General features: G+C 69.1%; 14 protein-coding genes. 8 read left to right on the forward strand and 6 right to left on the reverse strand.

Features of this window, described 5'->3' with window-relative positions; genetic code table 11:
- Window positions 1-49: 49 nt before the first annotated feature.
- Window positions 50-676 (reverse strand): LysE family translocator, encoded by a 627-nt coding sequence (locus CFP71_RS21690; RefSeq protein ID WP_093935716.1) that lies wholly within the window; start codon window positions 674-676, stop codon window positions 50-52.
- On the reverse strand, window positions 673-1,239 hold the full coding sequence (locus CFP71_RS21695; RefSeq protein WP_093935718.1) for a GNAT family N-acetyltransferase: 567 nt from the start codon (window positions 1,237-1,239) through the stop codon (window positions 673-675). The genes CFP71_RS21690 and CFP71_RS21695 overlap by 4 nt, the downstream gene beginning before the upstream one ends.
- A gap of 51 nt (window positions 1,240-1,290) precedes the next feature.
- Here CFP71_RS21695 and CFP71_RS21700 point away from each other — a divergent pair, with 51 nt between their 5' ends.
- A complete protein-coding gene (locus CFP71_RS21700) occupies window positions 1,291-2,112 on the forward strand; it encodes an alpha/beta fold hydrolase (protein WP_093935720.1) in 822 nt (273 codons plus the stop codon).
- A gap of 51 nt (window positions 2,113-2,163) precedes the next feature.
- Here the strand turns inward: CFP71_RS21700 and CFP71_RS21705 are convergent, their stop codons facing one another.
- Together CFP71_RS21705 and CFP71_RS21710 are read right to left on the reverse strand one after the other, a co-directional pair.
- Window positions 2,164-2,979, reverse strand: coding sequence for a MerR family transcriptional regulator (locus CFP71_RS21705; protein ID WP_093935723.1), 816 nt, complete (start codon window positions 2,977-2,979; stop codon window positions 2,164-2,166).
- 45 nt (window positions 2,980-3,024) lie between these two features.
- Window positions 3,025-4,179: an epoxide hydrolase family protein gene (locus CFP71_RS21710; RefSeq protein ID WP_093935724.1), complete on the reverse strand. Its 1,155-nt coding sequence runs from the start codon at window positions 4,177-4,179 to the stop codon at window positions 3,025-3,027.
- Between the two features lie 74 nt (window positions 4,180-4,253).
- Between CFP71_RS21710 and CFP71_RS21715 the strand changes: the two genes are divergently transcribed.
- The 4 genes from CFP71_RS21715 (at window position 4,254) to gcl (ending at window position 9,042) form a co-directional block, all read left to right on the forward strand.
- Window positions 4,254-4,898, forward strand: coding sequence for a GNAT family N-acetyltransferase (locus CFP71_RS21715; RefSeq protein WP_093935817.1), 645 nt, complete (start codon window positions 4,254-4,256; stop codon window positions 4,896-4,898).
- Window positions 4,899-5,632: 734 nt separating this feature from the next.
- Complete coding sequence (locus CFP71_RS21720; RefSeq protein WP_093935726.1) at window positions 5,633-6,460, forward strand: hydroxypyruvate isomerase family protein; 828 nt, start codon at window positions 5,633-5,635, stop codon at window positions 6,458-6,460.
- Window positions 6,457-7,344: a 2-hydroxy-3-oxopropionate reductase gene (locus tag CFP71_RS21725; RefSeq protein ID WP_093935728.1), complete on the forward strand. Its 888-nt coding sequence runs from the start codon at window positions 6,457-6,459 to the stop codon at window positions 7,342-7,344. Before CFP71_RS21720 ends, CFP71_RS21725 begins: the two co-directional genes overlap by 4 nt.
- A gap of 3 nt (window positions 7,345-7,347) precedes the next feature.
- On the forward strand, window positions 7,348-9,042 hold the full coding sequence (gcl, locus tag CFP71_RS21730; RefSeq protein WP_093935729.1) for a glyoxylate carboligase: 1,695 nt from the start codon (window positions 7,348-7,350) through the stop codon (window positions 9,040-9,042).
- Window positions 9,043-9,094: 52 nt separating this feature from the next.
- Here the strand turns inward: gcl and CFP71_RS21735 are convergent, their stop codons facing one another.
- Both CFP71_RS21735 and CFP71_RS21740 read right to left on the reverse strand, forming a co-directional pair.
- A complete protein-coding gene (locus CFP71_RS21735; RefSeq protein WP_093935731.1) occupies window positions 9,095-9,523 on the reverse strand; it encodes a pyridoxamine 5'-phosphate oxidase family protein in 429 nt (142 codons plus the stop codon).
- Between the two features lie 109 nt (window positions 9,524-9,632).
- Complete coding sequence (locus CFP71_RS21740; RefSeq protein WP_093935732.1) at window positions 9,633-10,820, reverse strand: lytic transglycosylase domain-containing protein; 1,188 nt, start codon at window positions 10,818-10,820, stop codon at window positions 9,633-9,635.
- Between the two features lie 250 nt (window positions 10,821-11,070).
- On the opposite strand from CFP71_RS21740, the gene CFP71_RS21745 reads away from it, so the two are divergent.
- From CFP71_RS21745 to CFP71_RS21755, 3 genes are all read left to right on the forward strand, one after another.
- Window positions 11,071-11,634, forward strand: coding sequence for an ArsR/SmtB family transcription factor (locus CFP71_RS21745; RefSeq protein ID WP_093935734.1), 564 nt, complete (start codon window positions 11,071-11,073; stop codon window positions 11,632-11,634).
- A gap of 111 nt (window positions 11,635-11,745) precedes the next feature.
- Window positions 11,746-14,067, forward strand: coding sequence for a penicillin acylase family protein (locus tag CFP71_RS21750; RefSeq protein ID WP_093935736.1), 2,322 nt, complete (start codon window positions 11,746-11,748; stop codon window positions 14,065-14,067).
- Window positions 14,064-15,398: an alpha/beta hydrolase family protein gene (locus CFP71_RS21755; protein WP_093935738.1), complete on the forward strand. Its 1,335-nt coding sequence runs from the start codon at window positions 14,064-14,066 to the stop codon at window positions 15,396-15,398. The genes CFP71_RS21750 and CFP71_RS21755 overlap by 4 nt, the downstream gene beginning before the upstream one ends.
- Window positions 15,399-15,454: the final 56 nt, after the last annotated feature.

The raw sequence follows: 15,454 nt of genomic DNA on the forward strand, positions 1-15,454 counted from the left end.
CTCCTTCCCTCGGCTGAGCCGAGGGAAGGAGTCCTTCACGCGCGTTCGGTCAGTTCTGGACGGCGACCTTGATGCCGAGCCCGACCAGGAAGGTGCCCATCACCGCGTCCATGGCGCGACGCACCCGGCCGGAGCTGAAGAACCGCCGCAGTGAACCGACCAGCGTCGCCAGGGTGAAGGTCCACACCACCGCCACCGTCGTGGCCAGCACCGCCAGCTGCAGCGTCTGCGCGGTCGAGGCCGAATGCGGGAGGAACTGCGGGATCAGCGCGAGGAAGAACACCGCGACCTTCGGGTTGAGCAGATTGGTGAGCAGTCCCTGCCGGAACGTCTCCTTGGGCGCGACGACGGGCGCCACCTTGTCCTTGAGGTCGCTGTAGTCACCGCGGCGCACCGCCAGCCACGCCTTGACCCCGAGGAAGACCAGGTACGCGGCGCCGATCAGCTTCACGGCGGTGAAGGCGATCGCCGACACGGTGAGGATGGCCGCGACGCCGAGCGCGATCGCGACCACCCAGACGAACACGCCGAGCGCGATGCCGAGTCCGGCGGCGATCCCGGCCTTGCGCCCGCCGAGGATCGCGCTGCGGGTCACCACCAGGAAATCCGGGCCGGGTGCCATCGCGCCGAGCAGGCAGATCAAGACGAACGAAAGTGCCGTGGCCCCGGAGATCATTCGCCGATCCTATCCGGCTTTTCGACGTCCCGGGCCATGACGGCGCCCGGAAGATCGACGCCGTCGGGCGTCGTCACCGTCACCCGTTCGACCTCGGTGAAGCCGAACGACAGGTACAGCGGGACACCGGGCAGGGTCGCGGTGAGCGTCAGTGAGGTGAACCCTTCGGCCTTCGCGGCGAGGCGGCACGATTCGAGGATCGCGCGCCCGAGGCCGCGCCGGGTCCAGTCACCGCGGACGAACATGGCGCGCACCCGCGCCGGTTCGGTGGCCGGGTCGAGTGGACGTTCGTCGTCCTCCGCGTCGCCCGCGCCGGCGTGCGTCTTGTTGCGCCTGCTCCAGCCTCCGCAGGCGACGATCTCGCCGTCGGCCTCGTGCACGAAGTAGGTGCCGTCCTCGATCAGCCGCAGATCGATGGCCGCGATGTGCTCCGCCGCGCTCGCGGTCTGCCGCTCGTCGTAGAACCGGGGGAACAACTCCAGCACCGAGGCCCGCATCAGCGCCGCGATGGCGGGCGCGTCGGCGAGGGTGGCCGCCCGCTGCGGCGGCGTGTACGTCGTCATGCCGCGGAAGATAACCAACGGCGGCGATCGCGCCTACCGGATAATCGCGGGGTGATCACCGACGACGGCCGTGAGCTGTGGACCTCGGCGACCGGCAGGGGCGAACCGATCCTGTGCTGCCACGGCGGTCCGGGTCTGTGGGACATGTTCGGCACGCTCGATCCCGGTCCGGGTTTCCGGCTGATCCGCTGGGATCAGCGCGGTGCCGGCCGCTCGGATCCGCGCGGCCCGTACACGCTCGACCGGATGGTGGCCGACGTCGACGCCGTCCGTGAGTGGCATGGACTCGACCGCGTCCCGGTGCTCGGGCATTCGTGGGGCGCGCATCTCGGTCTTCTCTACGCCCTCGCGCGTCCGGAGCGGGTCAGCGCGCTCGTCTATGTGTCGGGCGTCGGGCTGGGGGACGGCTGGCACGCGGAGTTCAAGCGGAACTTCGAGCAGGTGCTGGGAGAACGGCATCCGCGGTGGGCCGAACTTCGCGCGAAGGACCGCGATGGGGCCGAAGAACGTGAACTCGCGGTGCTGCAATGGACGGCAGACTTCGTGACGGAGGGGGCGCGCCACGCCGAGGCGATGGCGACACCATGGTTCCCGATCAACTACGAGGCGAACGCCGCGCTGGGCGAGGAGATGCGGGCGGTGCCCGAGTCCGAGCTCGTCGAGGCCTGCCGGTCGCTGCGGGTGCCGACGTTGATCGTGGACGGGACGGCGGACAACCGGCCCCGGTGGGCCGTCGACTCGCTGGAGCAGGCCTTGCCTTCGGTGACCCGGGTGCGGCTGCCGGGAGTCGGTCACGTGCCGTGGCTGGAGGCGCCGGACGCGTTCCGCGCCGCCGTGACCGACTTCCTGGTGCGGCACGGCGGCGTGTCATGAGGGGTCCCCATGAGACGTATTTCGTCTCATGGGGACCCCTCATGACACACGTCAGGCCATGGTGATCGGTTGTTGCAGCTCGGTGACCCACTTGTCCCCGTCGGCCGGGCAATCGAGGTAGAACTCCCGCGCCGGGCCGTTCGCGCGGTACCCGTGCGCGTCGACCCACTTCGCCAGCGCCTGGTAGCTGGAGAGCACGGTCTCCATCGAGCCCCGGTGCAGGATCGTCGCCGCTGTCGCCACTTCGGCGAGGCTCACCGTCGAGAACCCTTCGGAGCCGTCGGTTTCGGCCGCGATCGGGACGGCGGCGTGGATCAGCACGCGTTCGCCGTCGGCGTCGTCCTCGTAGTAGGCGATGAGCGGCCCCGACGGAGTGATCGGGCCGAGCGCCCCGAACAGTTCCTTGTAGAGACCTTGCACGACCGGCCCGATCTCTTCGTTCACGTATCCGCTCGCCGTCCCGGTCAGCTCGGCGACGCGTACCGCGGGCAGGCTTTTGACGACGACGTCTTCGGAAGGCATTCTTCCCTCGCTTTCGATCGACCGGAGCCTCGCTTCGACGGCCGTGAGCCGCGCCTCGTCGGCCGCGATGGCCGCTTCGAGTTCGGCCCGGCGCAGCCGCAGCATCCCGCGCAACTCGTCGGCGCCGATCTCCGCGTCGAGGATCTCCTGCACCTGGGTGAGCGTGAAGCCGAGATCCTTGAGCGCGATCACCCGGTTGAGCCGGGCCAGCTGGTCGCCGGTGTAGGACCGGTAGCCGCTGAACGGGTCGACGTGGGCGGGCCGCAGCAGCCCGATGGCGTCGTAGTGACGCAGCATCCGGACCGACACCCGGCCGTGCTTGGCGAAGTCTCCGATACTGAACATGACGCCTCCCACTCGACAGCCTGACACGGTGTCACAGTCAAGCTGTCACCGCACGAGCCGGAAGAACGACCGCACCTCCTCGGTGAACACGGCAGGCTGTTCGAAGGCCGCGAAATGGCCGCCCCGCTCCAGTTCGTTCCAGTACCGGATGTCGGTGAACCGGCGCTCGGCCCAGCGACGGGACGGGCGCGGCGACTCGCGCGGGAAGATCGAGCAGCCCGTCGGCACGGCGATGGTGTCCACAGTGGATTCGGTGAACCAGCTCGACACCTCGGCGAAACTCTCCCAGTACAACCGCGCGGACGAGGCGCCGGTCCCGGTCAGCCAATAGAGGGTGATGTCGTCGAGCATCGCGTCCCGGCTCAGCGCGTTCTCCGGATTTCCGGCGCAGTCCGTCCACGCCTGGAACTTCTCGACGATCCACGCGCACAGGGCGGCCGGTGAATCGCTCAGCGCGTAGCCGATCGTCTGCGGCTTCGTCCTCTGCAGGTTCGCGTAAGCCGAACCGTCCGCGTTGCCGCGTTCGAGGTCGTCGAGCGATGCCCGCTCGGCTTCGGTGAGGTCGCCGAACGTCGCCGGATCCGGTGCCGCCAGCGGAGGGTTGAGGTGGATCCCGGCCAGGCTCCCGGGTGCCGTCCGCCCCATGAGCGTGGTGATGCTCGTGCCCCAGTCGCCGCCTTGGGCTCCGAAGCGCTCGTAACCCAGGCCGTCCATGAGGTGGATCCACGCGTCGGCGATCCGCTGGATCGACCATCCGGTCTTCGCGGGTTTGTCGCTGAAGCCGTACCCGGGCAGGGACGGCACGACGACGTGGAAGGCGTCTGCCGCGTCGCCGCCGTGGGCGACGGGATCGGTGAGCGGGCCGATCACGTCGAGGAATTCGAAGATCGAGCCGGGCCAGCCGTGGGTGAGGATCAGCGGCAGCGCGCCGGGATGCGGGGAGCGGGCGTGCAGATAGTGGATGCCGAGCCCGTCGATCCGGGCGCGGAACTGGGGGATCGCGTTGAGCCGGGACTCCGCGGCTCGCCAGTCGTAGGTGTCCGCCCAGTACGCGCACAGCGCGCGCAGATACGCGGCGGGCACACCTTGCGACCAGTCGTCGACGGTCTCGTCCTCGGGCCAGCGGGTGCGGCGGAGCCGGGCGCGGAGGTCCTCGAGGTCGGCCTCCGGGATCCGGGCTCGGAAGGGCGTGGTCTCCATGCCCGCCGACGTTAACGAGAGGGTCCGACAATAATCCGGTGCGCCGGTCACTCCCGTCCGCCTACCGTCCGAGGATGAGCCACACCTACCCTCCCTTGAACATCGAGGTACGGACGCCGCGGCTGACCTTGGCCGGGGCGACGGACGAGTTGCTGGAGCGGCTGGTCCCGGCCGTCCGCGCCGGTGTCGCCGAAACCGCGCCCTGGCCGTTCGACGACCCGATTTCCTTGTACGCGGACAATCCCGATCGTGAATGGCGGTGGCTGCGGGGGATCTGGGCGGGGCGCGCCCGGGTGGATCCGAGCTTCTGGCGGCTGTACTTCGTCGTGTTGCTGGACGGCGAAGCGATCGGGATGCAGGACCTGATCGGGACCGATTTCGCCAAATTCGGGACGGTGTCGAGCTTTTCGTGGCTGGCGCCGGGACAGCGCGGACGCGGGCTCGGGCGGGAGATGCGCGCGGCCGTGTTGCATCTGGCCTTCGCGGGGCTGGGCGCTCGGGAGGCTTCGAGCGACGCCTTCGCCGACAACCAAGCGTCCAACGGGGTGTCGCGAGCGCTGGGTTACGAGAAGAACGGCACTACCTGGGAGACCCGGCGGGGAGAGGTCGGGTTGATCCAGTGCTGGCGGTTGACCAGAGAGACCTGGGACCGGCAGCGGCGCGACGACATCGAACTGGTCGGCGTCAAGGAATCTCTCCCGGTACTGGGCATCGACTGAGGGCCGGCTCGGCGCGAGTGTCCACTGTGGATATTCGCGCCGAGTTATTTGTGCGATAAGCCAAATATGGCATGGTCGGTGCTGCCGCGAAGGCCTTCTTCGCTGCTCGAGGACATGGTTCCGGACTGGACGGCGACCAGGCGTACCCGAGTGTCCACATGAGACGTTCAGCGACAACCGAGCGTTCGATTCATGGCCATATGAGGCTGTCCGCTAGGGGGTTGTGAGTGGTGTTTCGGGTTATTTAGGGGTAAGGGAACTGTGGCGTATCTGCGGACGGGTCAGTGACTCTGCGCGCCACCGGACCTCGGGCGCCGACTGTGTGGATTTTGGTGCGTTGGACGCTCAGAAATCCACACAGTCCCGCGTGACCGGACCGGTCACGGCCAGGAGGCCCGAAAGGCTCGAGGGGTGTGTGGTAACAGGGACATTCAACGTCCCTGTTACCACACACCCCTTACTCTGAGTGACAGCTCACGCTCTCGTCAGCAACAACGACCCGACACCTTTGCCTTGCCTCTCGCTATGTGTGTCGTGGTCGCGAAAGCCACTTTCAGGACATCTGATGTCCCGAAAGTGGCTTTTCGCGACGTCTGCGGCAGGCATGGGGCACACGGGCACGGGGGCACCCTTTGCGGCTGGTTGGTATACCGCCCGTTGACCGATGACAGGTCAGCGGGCTATTCTCGATATACGAAAGAAAGTTTCCGCAGAGCGAAATTACAGAGGTTTCGATGGCTGAACTTGCCGGTTCGCGTCACGCACTGCCCTACGTGCTGAACCTGTCGCTGGTCTTCACCGAGTTGCCACTGCTCGACCGGGCGGAGGCGGCGCGCGCGGCGGGCTTCACCGCGGTCGAGTACTGGTGGCCGTTCGAGACGCCGGCGCCGGACGCCGCCGAGGTCGACGCTTTCGTGGCGTCGGTCGAGCGGGCGGGTGTCGCGGTGACCGGGCTGAACTTCTTCCCCGGCGACATGGCGGGCGGCGATCGCGGCCTGGTCACCTGGCCCGGCCGCGAGGACGACTTCACCCGCGGTGTCGCGTCCGCGATCGAGCTCGGCGAACGGCTCGGCTGCCGCCGGTTCAACGCGCTCTACGGCAACCGGATCGACGGCGCGGATCCGGCCGGGCAGGACAAGCTCGGCCTGTCGAATCTGGCGCTCGCGTCGGACGCGGCCGCGCGGATCGACGCGGAGATCGTCTTGGAACCGCTGTCGGGGGCGGAAAAATACCCGCTCAAGACCGCGGTCGACGTCCTGAACGTGCTCGACGAACTCGGGCGGGACAACGTGAAGCTGCTGGCCGACCTTTACCACCTGGCGGTCAACGGTGACGACCTCGACACGGTCACGACCGTCCACACCGGACGGATCGGTCACGTCCAGATCGCCGATGCCCCAGGGCGCCACCAGCCGGGGACCGGAACGCTGGACATCGAGGGTTACCTGGAAAAGCTGCAGGCGGCGGGCTACCGCGGGCAGGTCGGCGTGGAGTACAAACCCGACGGCCCGAGCGCGGATTCGCTGTCGTGGCTGCCTTTCGAACGAAGGGGACTGGCATGACCAAGCTGGGATTCATCGGCCTGGGGATCATGGGCGGGCCGATGGCGGGGCATCTCGTCGCCGCCGGCCATGAAGTGAGCGGATTCGATACGAACGCGGAGGCGCTCGCGAGGCTGGAAGCGGCCGGTGGCCGGGCGGCCGACGGGGTGGCGGACGCCGTGGCCGGCGCCGAGGTCGTCATCACCATGTTGCCGAACCATCCGCAGGTCGAGGCCGTCGTGCTGGCGGCGGGCGGGGTGCTGGAGTCGGCGAAACCGGGCACGCTGCTGATCGACATGAGCACGATCCGGCCGGAGACCTCGATCGAGGTGGCGGAGCGGGCGGCCGAACGGGGGATCCGGGTGCTCGACGCGCCCGTCTCCGGTGGTCAGGCCGGTGCCGAGCAGGCTTCATTGTCCATTATGGCCGGTGGCGACGGCGAGGACTTCGCCGCCGCGCTCCCGATTCTGGAGGCCGTCGGCAAGACGATCGTCCATGTCGGGCCGCACGGCGCCGGTCAGGTGGTCAAGGCCGCGAACCAGCTCGTGGTCGGTGGGACCTACGGCCTGATCGCGGAAGCCATCGTGCTGATGGAGGCCTCGGGCGTGGACGCCGGAGTCGGGCTGGACGTCCTCGCGGGCGGCCTGGCGGGCAGCCGGATCCTCGAACTCAAGCGGAAGTCCATGGTGGCGCGGGAATTCGCCCCGGGTTTCCGGATCGACCTGCACCACAAGGACATGGGCATCGCGCTCGCCGCCGCCAGGCAGGCCGACGTCGCGCTGCCGCTCACCGGGCTGGTCGCCCAGCTCGTCGCCGCCGGACGGGCGATGGGCCACGGCTCGCTCGACCACTCCGCCCTGCTGAAGGTCGTCGAAGCGCTGTCCGGCGCGGAAAGCAAGGAGTGAGGAATGCCCAGAATCCCCGCCATGCAGGCCGTCGTCGACGTCCTGGTCAGTGAAGGCGTCGACACCGCGTTCGGCTGCCCCGGCGCCGCGATCCTCCCGCTGTACCACGCGATGCAGGACAGCGGCATCGAGCATCTGATCGTGCGCCACGAAGAGGGCGCCACCCACATGGCCGACGGCTGGGCGCGGACCACCGGCAACGTCGGCGTCGCGATCGGCACCTCGGGGCCCGCCGGGACGAACATGATCACCGGGCTCTACACCGCCCAGGCCGATTCGATCCCGATCCTGTGCATCACCGGGCAGGCCGACTCGCGGAAACTGCACACCGAGGCCTTCCAGGCCGTCGACATCGTCGAGATCGCCAAACCGGTGACGAAGTGGGCGGTGCAGGTCAAGGAAGCGGCCCAGTTGCCGTGGGTGTTCCGGGAGGCGTTCCGGATCGCGCGGTCGGGCCGCCCCGGCCCGGTGCTGATCGACCTGCCGATCGACGTCCAGCGGCAGGACATCGAATGGGACTCCAGTATCGACTCGCCGCTGCCGGTCACCAAGGCGGCGCCGTCGCCGGCCAGGGTCGAGCGGGCGCTGGATCTGTTGCTGGCCGCCGAACGGCCGCTGATCCTCGCGGGCGGCGGCGTGGTGCTCGGCGGCGCGAGCGACCGGTTGCGGACCGCGGCCGAGCTGCTCGGCGTCCCGGTCGGGGTGACGCTGATGGGCAAGGGGACCTTCCCGGAGGACCACGAACTGTTCGCCGGGATGGCCGGCATCCAGACTTCCCAACGGTGGGCGAACGCGGCCTTCCTCGAAGCGGATCTGGTGCTGGCGCTCGGCGCGCGGTTCGGTGACCGGCACACCGGTGACCTCGACGTCTACCGCGGGACCCGGAAGTTCATCCACGTCGACATCGAGCCGACGCAGCTGGGGAAGGTGTTCGGGCCGGATCTCGGGATCGTGTCGGACACCGGCGCGTTCCTGGACGCGCTGATCGAGGCGGCGTCGAAGCGTTCCCCGGCGCGGGATCGCGCCTGGCCGCGGCGGATCGGCGAGCTGAAGGAGAGCCTGCCGCGCCGGGAGGACTTCGAGGACACGCCGATCAAGGCGCCCCGGGTGTTCAAGGAGATCAACGAGTTCTACGGCGAGGACGCCTACTTCGTCACCGCGATCGGGTTGTATCAGATCTGGTCCGGGCAGTTCCAGCGCGCGCACAAGCCGCGGCACTACCAGGTGTGCGGCCAGGCGGGCCCGCTCGGCTGGGAGATCCCGGCGGCGATCGGCGTGAAGAAGGCGAAACCGGAGGCGGAGGTCGTCGGCGTCGTCGGGGACTACTCGTTCCAGTTCCTGGTGGAGGAGCTGGCGGTGGCCGCGCAGTACGACGTCGGATTCGTGCTGATCATGCTGAACAACGAGTACCTCGGGCTCATCCGGCAGGCCGAGACCGGCTACGAGATGAACTTCGAGGTCGACATCCACTACGACAAGAACGGCACGGACAACGTGAAGGTCATGGAGGCCTACGGCTGCTCCGGGACCCGGGTGACCGAGCCGGGCGAGATCCGGACGTCACTGGAATGGGCGCGCAAGGAGGCCGAGCGTACTTCGCGGCCGGTGCTGGTGGAGATCATGATCGAACGCGAAGGGAACGCCGCGATGGGCAAGGCGCTCGACAGCGTCGTCGAGTTCGAGCCGATCGCGAGCTGAAGGAACGGTGCCCCGGCCGCTGCCCTGCGGCGACCGGGGCACCGTCGGTTCGTCAGGCCTTGCCCTGGTCGTTGCTCAGCCACTTCTCGGGCCGGACGCGGACCAGTACGGAGTTGTCGCTGAGCGCGCCGTCGACGTACTTCGTGCCCTCTTCCTCCGGCAGGTAGCGGTGCGCGATCTTCAGCGCCTGCTCCCGGGTCGGCGGAGCGTCGTTGGCGACGACCGGTCCCTCGGCCGTCACGTACTTGTACGGCAAGGTCTCCGACTGCGCGACCAGGCTGAGCCTGCCCGCCTTCTTGATCGCCTTGTCCTTGACCGAACCGCCGTCCATCCAGATCAGGAGGTCCCCGCCGGGCTCGTAGTCGTACCAGACCGGTACGGCCAGCGGGGCCCGGCCTTCCCGCTCCACGGCCAAGACCCCGATGTGGACCTCGCTCAGGAAGGCTTCCCGTTCTGCGGCGGTCATGACGAAAGACGACATCCGTGTCTCGCTTCTCTCGGTTGACGATCTACGAGAAGCGACAACGCGGGCCGGGTTCAGGACATTCCGGGCATCGCGTTTAGTCCTCTGAATGCGCTCCGGGCGGTGGTCAGGGCTTGGTCGAGGTGGAGGTGGTCGGGCTCGTCGAGCCGGTGTCGCCCGCCGGGGTCGAAGACGGCGGCGCCGAAGACGTGCTGGACGGCGGAGGCGTCGACGACGGCGGCGTGCTCGACGGCGGAGTCGACGAGGGAGGCGTCGAGGACGGCGGCGTGCTGCTCGGCTTCGAGGGCGAAGAGCTGCTCGGCGGCGTGCTGCTGCTCGGCGGGAGCGACGAGCTGGGCGGCGGGGTCGTCGGCGGCGTGGTCGTGCCGGGCGGGGGAGTGTCGGGCAGCGTCGGGACCGGGAGCTGGCCGCCGGGCGTGTCGGCGGCGATGTTCGAGGAGTCGGGTGCGCCGACCGGGACCTGGCTGTCCGGGAACGTCGCGACACCACCGCGGTAGGCGACCGCCCAGCGGATCACGGTGTCCACATAGGACAGTGAGTGGTTGTAGCGGTAGACGGCCACGCGCTGCGTCTGCTCGGACGTCAGGTCGACGCCGCCGGAGCAGAGGTAACGGCCCGAGCCCAGCGTCGCGTCGTAGATGTTGTTGGGGTTTGACTCGCCGTCGCCGTTGCCGTCGGAGGCGTAGCCCTTCCACGTCGACGGGATGAACTGCGTCGGGCCCACCGCGCGATCCCAGACCGTGTCGCCGTCGTATTTGCCGCCGTCGGTGTCCCGGATTGCTGCGAACGGTCCGGCGCCGTTGAGCTGCGGGCCGAGGATCGGTTCGAGGGTGTTGCCCTTCGCGTCGACGTAACCGCCGCGCGCGTGGTTCGACTCGATCCGGCCGATGCTGGCGATCAGCGCCCAGTCGATGTGACAGCCCGGCAGTTCCTTCGCGAGGATGTCGGCCGCGTTCTTGTACGCCTTCATCATGCTCGCGGGGATGCCGAGCGCGCCCGACGGCGCGAACGAGCCGCCGGTGTTGCCGGTGCCGCCGGGGACGACCAGCGGATCCGGATTGGGCGGCTCGGGAAGACTGCCGTCGACGGCGATCTCCGGGACCGTGCCCACCGGCGGCTGCCAGGCGGCGGCCTGGTTCTGCGGTACGGCGGGCTTCGGCGCGGCGATCGGGGCGTCGGGACCCGCCGACGCGGTGACCGCGGGCAGGACGGCGAGCGCGCCACCGGCGAGCGCGAAGGCCGTCCGGTGCCGGGCGGACAACTTGTCCGTCTGTCGAGGGCGGTGCTTCGGCATGTTCTCTCCCGCAAGGTCGACTCCGGGCAAAACTATCCGATACAACCGAATTCTGGGGAGGACACAACGAAAAAGCCGCGAACCTGTCGAGTTTTCGTCCGCCCGGCACAAGACCTTCGTACTGAAGTTGTCAATTTCACGCTGAGTTCACCGAAACGTCAGCAGAATCCTCGGTCGCTTCGCGGAGATGATCCCGCCTGCGTGCAAAGGCGTCTTTGCACAATCTTCTTTGCACGGCTACCTTGGTGTCATGACCGGTCCGCCGACGCCCGAAGAGGTCACCGATCCCGCCGTGCTGAAGGCGATGACGCATCCCTTGCGCCGCCGGATCATGGAGTCGCTGGGCCGCGAGCCCGCGACAGCGACGAAGCTGGCCAAGCAGCTGGGGGAGAGCTCGGGCGCGACCAGCTACCACCTGCGTGAGCTGGCGAGATACGACTTCATCGAGGAGGCGCCGGAACTCGCGCACGGCAAGGAACGCTGGTGGCGAGCCAGGCATCGTGACATCCGCTGGCCCCGGCACAGCGAACAGAGCGAAGAGATGCGGGCGGTGTTCGACGAGGCGCATCGTGCCGCGTTCGCCGAGGACCTGGAGCAGATGGCGCGCTTCCTGCGGCGTCGCGACGAACTGGGCGAATGGGGTGACGCGCTGGTCTTCTCGCGCGGCGCCGTGCACGTGAACCTCGAAGAGCTCAAGCAGTTCTGGGAGGAGTACCTGGACCTCCTGCGCCGCTACTGGCGGCCGGAACCCGGACCGGACGTGCGGAAGGTGTACGTGCGCTGGACGGCGTTCCCGGATCCGGACGAGGAGTGAGGGAAGGGAGCTGAGAAGACCGGTGGGAGAGCGGCCACTCGATCACCGGGATCGCGTCACCACGCCGGACGGCGTGTCTTCACGAACGACTTCACACAAAGGGGGAGCAGCATGCTGCTCTGGAAGAGAATCGCGGCCGTCGGTGCCGTGACGAGCCTGCTCGCGGCGGGGACCGCGACGGCCGCGCAACCGCCGGATGGGGCATCCCGCGCGGACGCCACCATCCGCTACACGGAATACGGCGTCCCGCACATCGTCGCGAACGACTGGGTGGGTCTGGGCTTCGGACAGGGTTACGCCGCCGCCAAGGACAACGTCTGCGCGATCGTGGACGTCGCGGTCACCACGCGGGCCGAGCGGTCCCGCCGGCTGGGTCCGGACGCGCCGCCGACGAGCGGGGTGAGCCAGGCGAGCACGAACCTCGCGAGCGACCTGTACTTCCAAGGCCTGAACGAAAGTGGCGCGGTCGAGCGGCTGCTCGCGGAACCCGCGCCGCGCGGGCCGTACCGAGAGGTCCGCGAACTGATCCGCGGCTACGTCGAGGGCGTGAACAAGTACCTGCGCACCGGTGAGATCACCGATCCGGCCTGCCGTGGGGCGGGCTGGCTGAAGCCGATCACCGAACTCGACGTCTACCGGCACGCCCACGCGGTCGGGATGATCTTCGGGCAGGGTGGGGTCGCGGACTCGATCACCGCGTCCCTGCCCGGAGCGCCGCCCGCCGGTGCCGGTCGCGAACAGATGACCGGCGGGACGGGGATCGGCAGCAACGCGATCGCCGTCGGCAAGGCCGCCTCGGCGAACGGCCGAGGGGTCTCCCTGGCCAACCCGCACCTGCCGTGGCAGCTGAGCGGGACCAGGCTGTGGCAGTCGCAGCTGAGCCTGCCGGGCAAGCTGAACGTCAGTGGCGCCGGAATCCCCGGTATCCCGCTGATGTGGCTGGGCCACAACGAAACCGCAGCCTGGAGCGGGACGGCCACCGACACCACCCGCACGTACACCCTGTTCGAACTGAAGCTCGTGCCCGGCTCGCCGACGACCTACCTGGTCGATGGCAAGCCCGAGCGGATGCGGCGCACCGACGTCAGCGTCCTGTCCCGCAAGGCGGACGGGGGTCTCGAACGCGTCGTGCGTCCACAGTGGACGACCAGATACGGTCCGGTGACGACCCGGCTCGGGCAACGAGAGCTTCCGTGGACGGCGTCGAGTGCCTTCGCGATCGCGGACGCCAACGCCGGGAACCTTTCGATGACGAACTCGATGTTCGAGATCGCCCGCGGCCGGACGGCGGGGGAGATGATCGGCGCGGTCCGCCGGACCCAAGGGCTGCCGTGGATGAACATCATCGCCACCGACGACCGCGGCCGGGTGGAGTCCAGCCAGATTCACGGGGTTCCGCACGTGACCGACGAAAAGGCGGCGCGCTGCAACACCCCGCTGGGCAAGGAACTGTTCGACGCCAACGGGATCGCGGTGCTCGACGGCTCCCGGACGGCCTGTGCCTGGGGCCGCGACCGTGACGCGCTGCGCCCCGGCGTCTTCGGGCCCTCCAGCCTGCCGACGCTGAGCCGGGACGATTACCTGGCGAACTCGAACGACAGTTACTGGCTGTTCAATCCCGCCGAGCCGAAGACCGGCTTCCCTCGGATCGTCGGCCCGGTCCGGTACGAGCAGAACATGCGCACACGCGGCGGCTTCGCCGAGATCGCCGGCCAGCTGGCGAAGGGCGGCTTCACCGGGCAGGCGATGCGGGACCTGATGTTCTCGCACCGGGACCACGCCGCCGAGCTCGTCCGGGCCGACGTCGTCGGGATGTGCCGCACGATGCCGGGGATGGAAGGTGCCTGCGCCGCGCTGGCGAACTGGGACGGGCGTTCCGACGCCGAGAGCCGGGGCGCGCTGCTGTTCGACCGGTTCTGGTCCACAGTGGACCGAATGGGGCCGGGGATCTGGAAGGTGCCCTTCGCCGTCCAGGATCCGGTCGATACCCCGAACACGCTCGACACCGGCAACGCCGCGATTCGCAAGGCGCTCGCCGGCGCCGTGGCGGAACTGAAAGCGGCGAACATCCCGCTCGACGCGCCCTACGGCGACAACCACTATGTCGTTCGCGGCGGAAAGAAGATCCCGCTCGGAGGCGGGACCGCCGGGCGTGGCGTCTACGACTCCCTGGGCGGACCGTGGGATCCGGCCCGCGGCTACACCGAGATCGTGCACGGCGGGACGTACCTGCACGTCGTCGCGTTCAACGGCACCGGCTGCCCGGACACGACGACGCTGCTGACCTACTCGCAGTCCGCGAACCCGGAGTCCGCGCATCACAGCGACCAGACGGAGCTGTACTCGCGCAAGCGGTGGGTCACCGAACGGTACTGCGAGAAGGACATCCTCGCGTCGCCGTCGCTCGAGGTGGTCCGGGTGAGCAGGCGATGATCGGGGCACTGTTCGCGGCGGCGGTGGTGGCGGGTTCGTCGCCGGTGCCCGCGGCCGCTCCGGACGGCGAAGTCTCGTTCACCAGCCACGGTGTGACCTTGCGCGGAACCGTGGTCGCGCCGGAAGGCGGCGGCCCGGCGCCGGGCATCGTCATGGTGCACGGCTCGGGCGAACACGACCGGGACGACTACCGGGCCGAGGCCGAAGCCTTCGCCAAGGCGGGGATCGCGACCCTGATCTACGACAAACGGACCGAAGGCTACTCGCTGTTCGAGCGGGACTACTCGGTCCTGGCCGACGACGCGCTCGCCGCGGTTCAAGCACTGCGTTCGCGTCCGGGCGTGGATCCGGCCCGCGTCGGGGTATGGGGTTTGAGCGAAGGGGGCTGGGTCGCGCCCTTGGCGGCGTCGAAGTCGAAGGACGTCGCCTTCGTGGTCACCGTCGGGGCCAACGGGGTGTCGCCCGACCGTCAGCAGTCGTGGGCCTTCGAGACCTACCTGCGGCACGGCGGGGTCACCGGCTCGATGGTGGACCTGGTGGCGTCGACGAACATGCGGACCCTCGCGGGCGCCGGCGCGTTCCCCGAGGCCGGGTACGACCCGGTGCCGGTGCTGGAGAAGGTACGGCAGCCGGTGCTCGGGCTGTGGGGCGAGCAGGACCGGCTCACCCCGCCCGGCGAGGCGGTCCGGATCTTCCGGGAAACGCTGGAACGAACAGGGAACCGGCAGTACACGCTGAAGGTGTTCCCGCAGGCGCAGCACGGGCTTCGGCGGACCACGGACGGTTTCGACAAGCTCGACGGCTTCGCTCCCGGCTACCTCGACCTCGTCGCGAACTGGGTGAACGGGCCGAAGAACGGCCCGTCGGCCGATCCGCCACCGGTGCAGGCGAGCCAGAGCGTCGCCCTGGCGCCACTGGCCTGGTACGAGGCGCCGTGGCTGCAGATCGGCGTATGGGCGCTGGCGCTGCTGGCGTTCGCGGCTTATCCGGTGACGGCGTTGTTCCGCCGCCGCAAGGACGTTCCGCTCGCCCGGCCCGCGCGCTGGCTGGCGTCGACGGGATTGCTCGCCACTGTCGGGTTCCTCGCTTACTACGTCGTGCTGACGACGGGGGCGGCGATGGCGCCGGGGCCGGTCCTTTTCGGACGGACGTTGCCGTGGCTCGCGTTGCAGTTGGGCGCGGTCGGTGTCGTCGCCGCCGGGGTGGTCACGGCGGTTTCGTGGTGGCGACGGCGGAACGAGACGAGCGGGGGAGTGCGGGTCGGGCTGCTGCTGGCCGGAGCCGTGCTGTTCGTGCCTTGGGCCGTGCACTGGGGACTGCTGGTTCCGTGACGTAAGAGCCTGGGTGCCGGGCGGCCACCCGGCACCCAGGCGAACGGAAGCCGCGT

It is taken from the genome of Amycolatopsis thailandensis, assembly GCF_002234405.1.
Taxonomy (GTDB): domain Bacteria; phylum Actinomycetota; class Actinomycetes; order Mycobacteriales; family Pseudonocardiaceae; genus Amycolatopsis; species Amycolatopsis thailandensis.

Bases quoted from the DNA above. Each gene is read 5' to 3' on its own strand.
- CFP71_RS21695 (WP_093935718.1), bottom strand. From the start codon at position 1,239: ATGACGACGTACACGCCGCCGCAGCGGGCGGCCACCCTCGCCGACGCG.
- CFP71_RS21750 (WP_093935736.1), top strand. From the start codon at position 11,746: ATGCTGCTCTGGAAGAGAATCGCGGCCGTCGGTGCCGTGACGAGCCTG.
- CFP71_RS21690 (WP_093935716.1), bottom strand. From the start codon at position 676: ATGATCTCCGGGGCCACGGCACTTTCGTTCGTCTTGATCTGCCTGCTC.
- CFP71_RS21725 (WP_093935728.1), top strand. From the start codon at position 6,457: ATGACCAAGCTGGGATTCATCGGCCTGGGGATCATGGGCGGGCCGATG.
- gcl (WP_093935729.1), top strand. From the start codon at position 7,348: ATGCCCAGAATCCCCGCCATGCAGGCCGTCGTCGACGTCCTGGTCAGT.
- CFP71_RS21720 (WP_093935726.1), top strand. From the start codon at position 5,633: ATGGCTGAACTTGCCGGTTCGCGTCACGCACTGCCCTACGTGCTGAAC.
- CFP71_RS21715 (WP_093935817.1), top strand. From the start codon at position 4,254: ATGAGCCACACCTACCCTCCCTTGAACATCGAGGTACGGACGCCGCGG.
- CFP71_RS21740 (WP_093935732.1), bottom strand. From the start codon at position 10,820: ATGCCGAAGCACCGCCCTCGACAGACGGACAAGTTGTCCGCCCGGCAC.
- CFP71_RS21755 (WP_093935738.1), top strand. From the start codon at position 14,064: ATGATCGGGGCACTGTTCGCGGCGGCGGTGGTGGCGGGTTCGTCGCCG.
- CFP71_RS21745 (WP_093935734.1), top strand. From the start codon at position 11,071: ATGACCGGTCCGCCGACGCCCGAAGAGGTCACCGATCCCGCCGTGCTG.
- CFP71_RS21710 (WP_093935724.1), bottom strand. From the start codon at position 4,179: ATGGAGACCACGCCCTTCCGAGCCCGGATCCCGGAGGCCGACCTCGAG.
- CFP71_RS21735 (WP_093935731.1), bottom strand. From the start codon at position 9,523: ATGTCGTCTTTCGTCATGACCGCCGCAGAACGGGAAGCCTTCCTGAGC.
- CFP71_RS21705 (WP_093935723.1), bottom strand. From the start codon at position 2,979: ATGTTCAGTATCGGAGACTTCGCCAAGCACGGCCGGGTGTCGGTCCGG.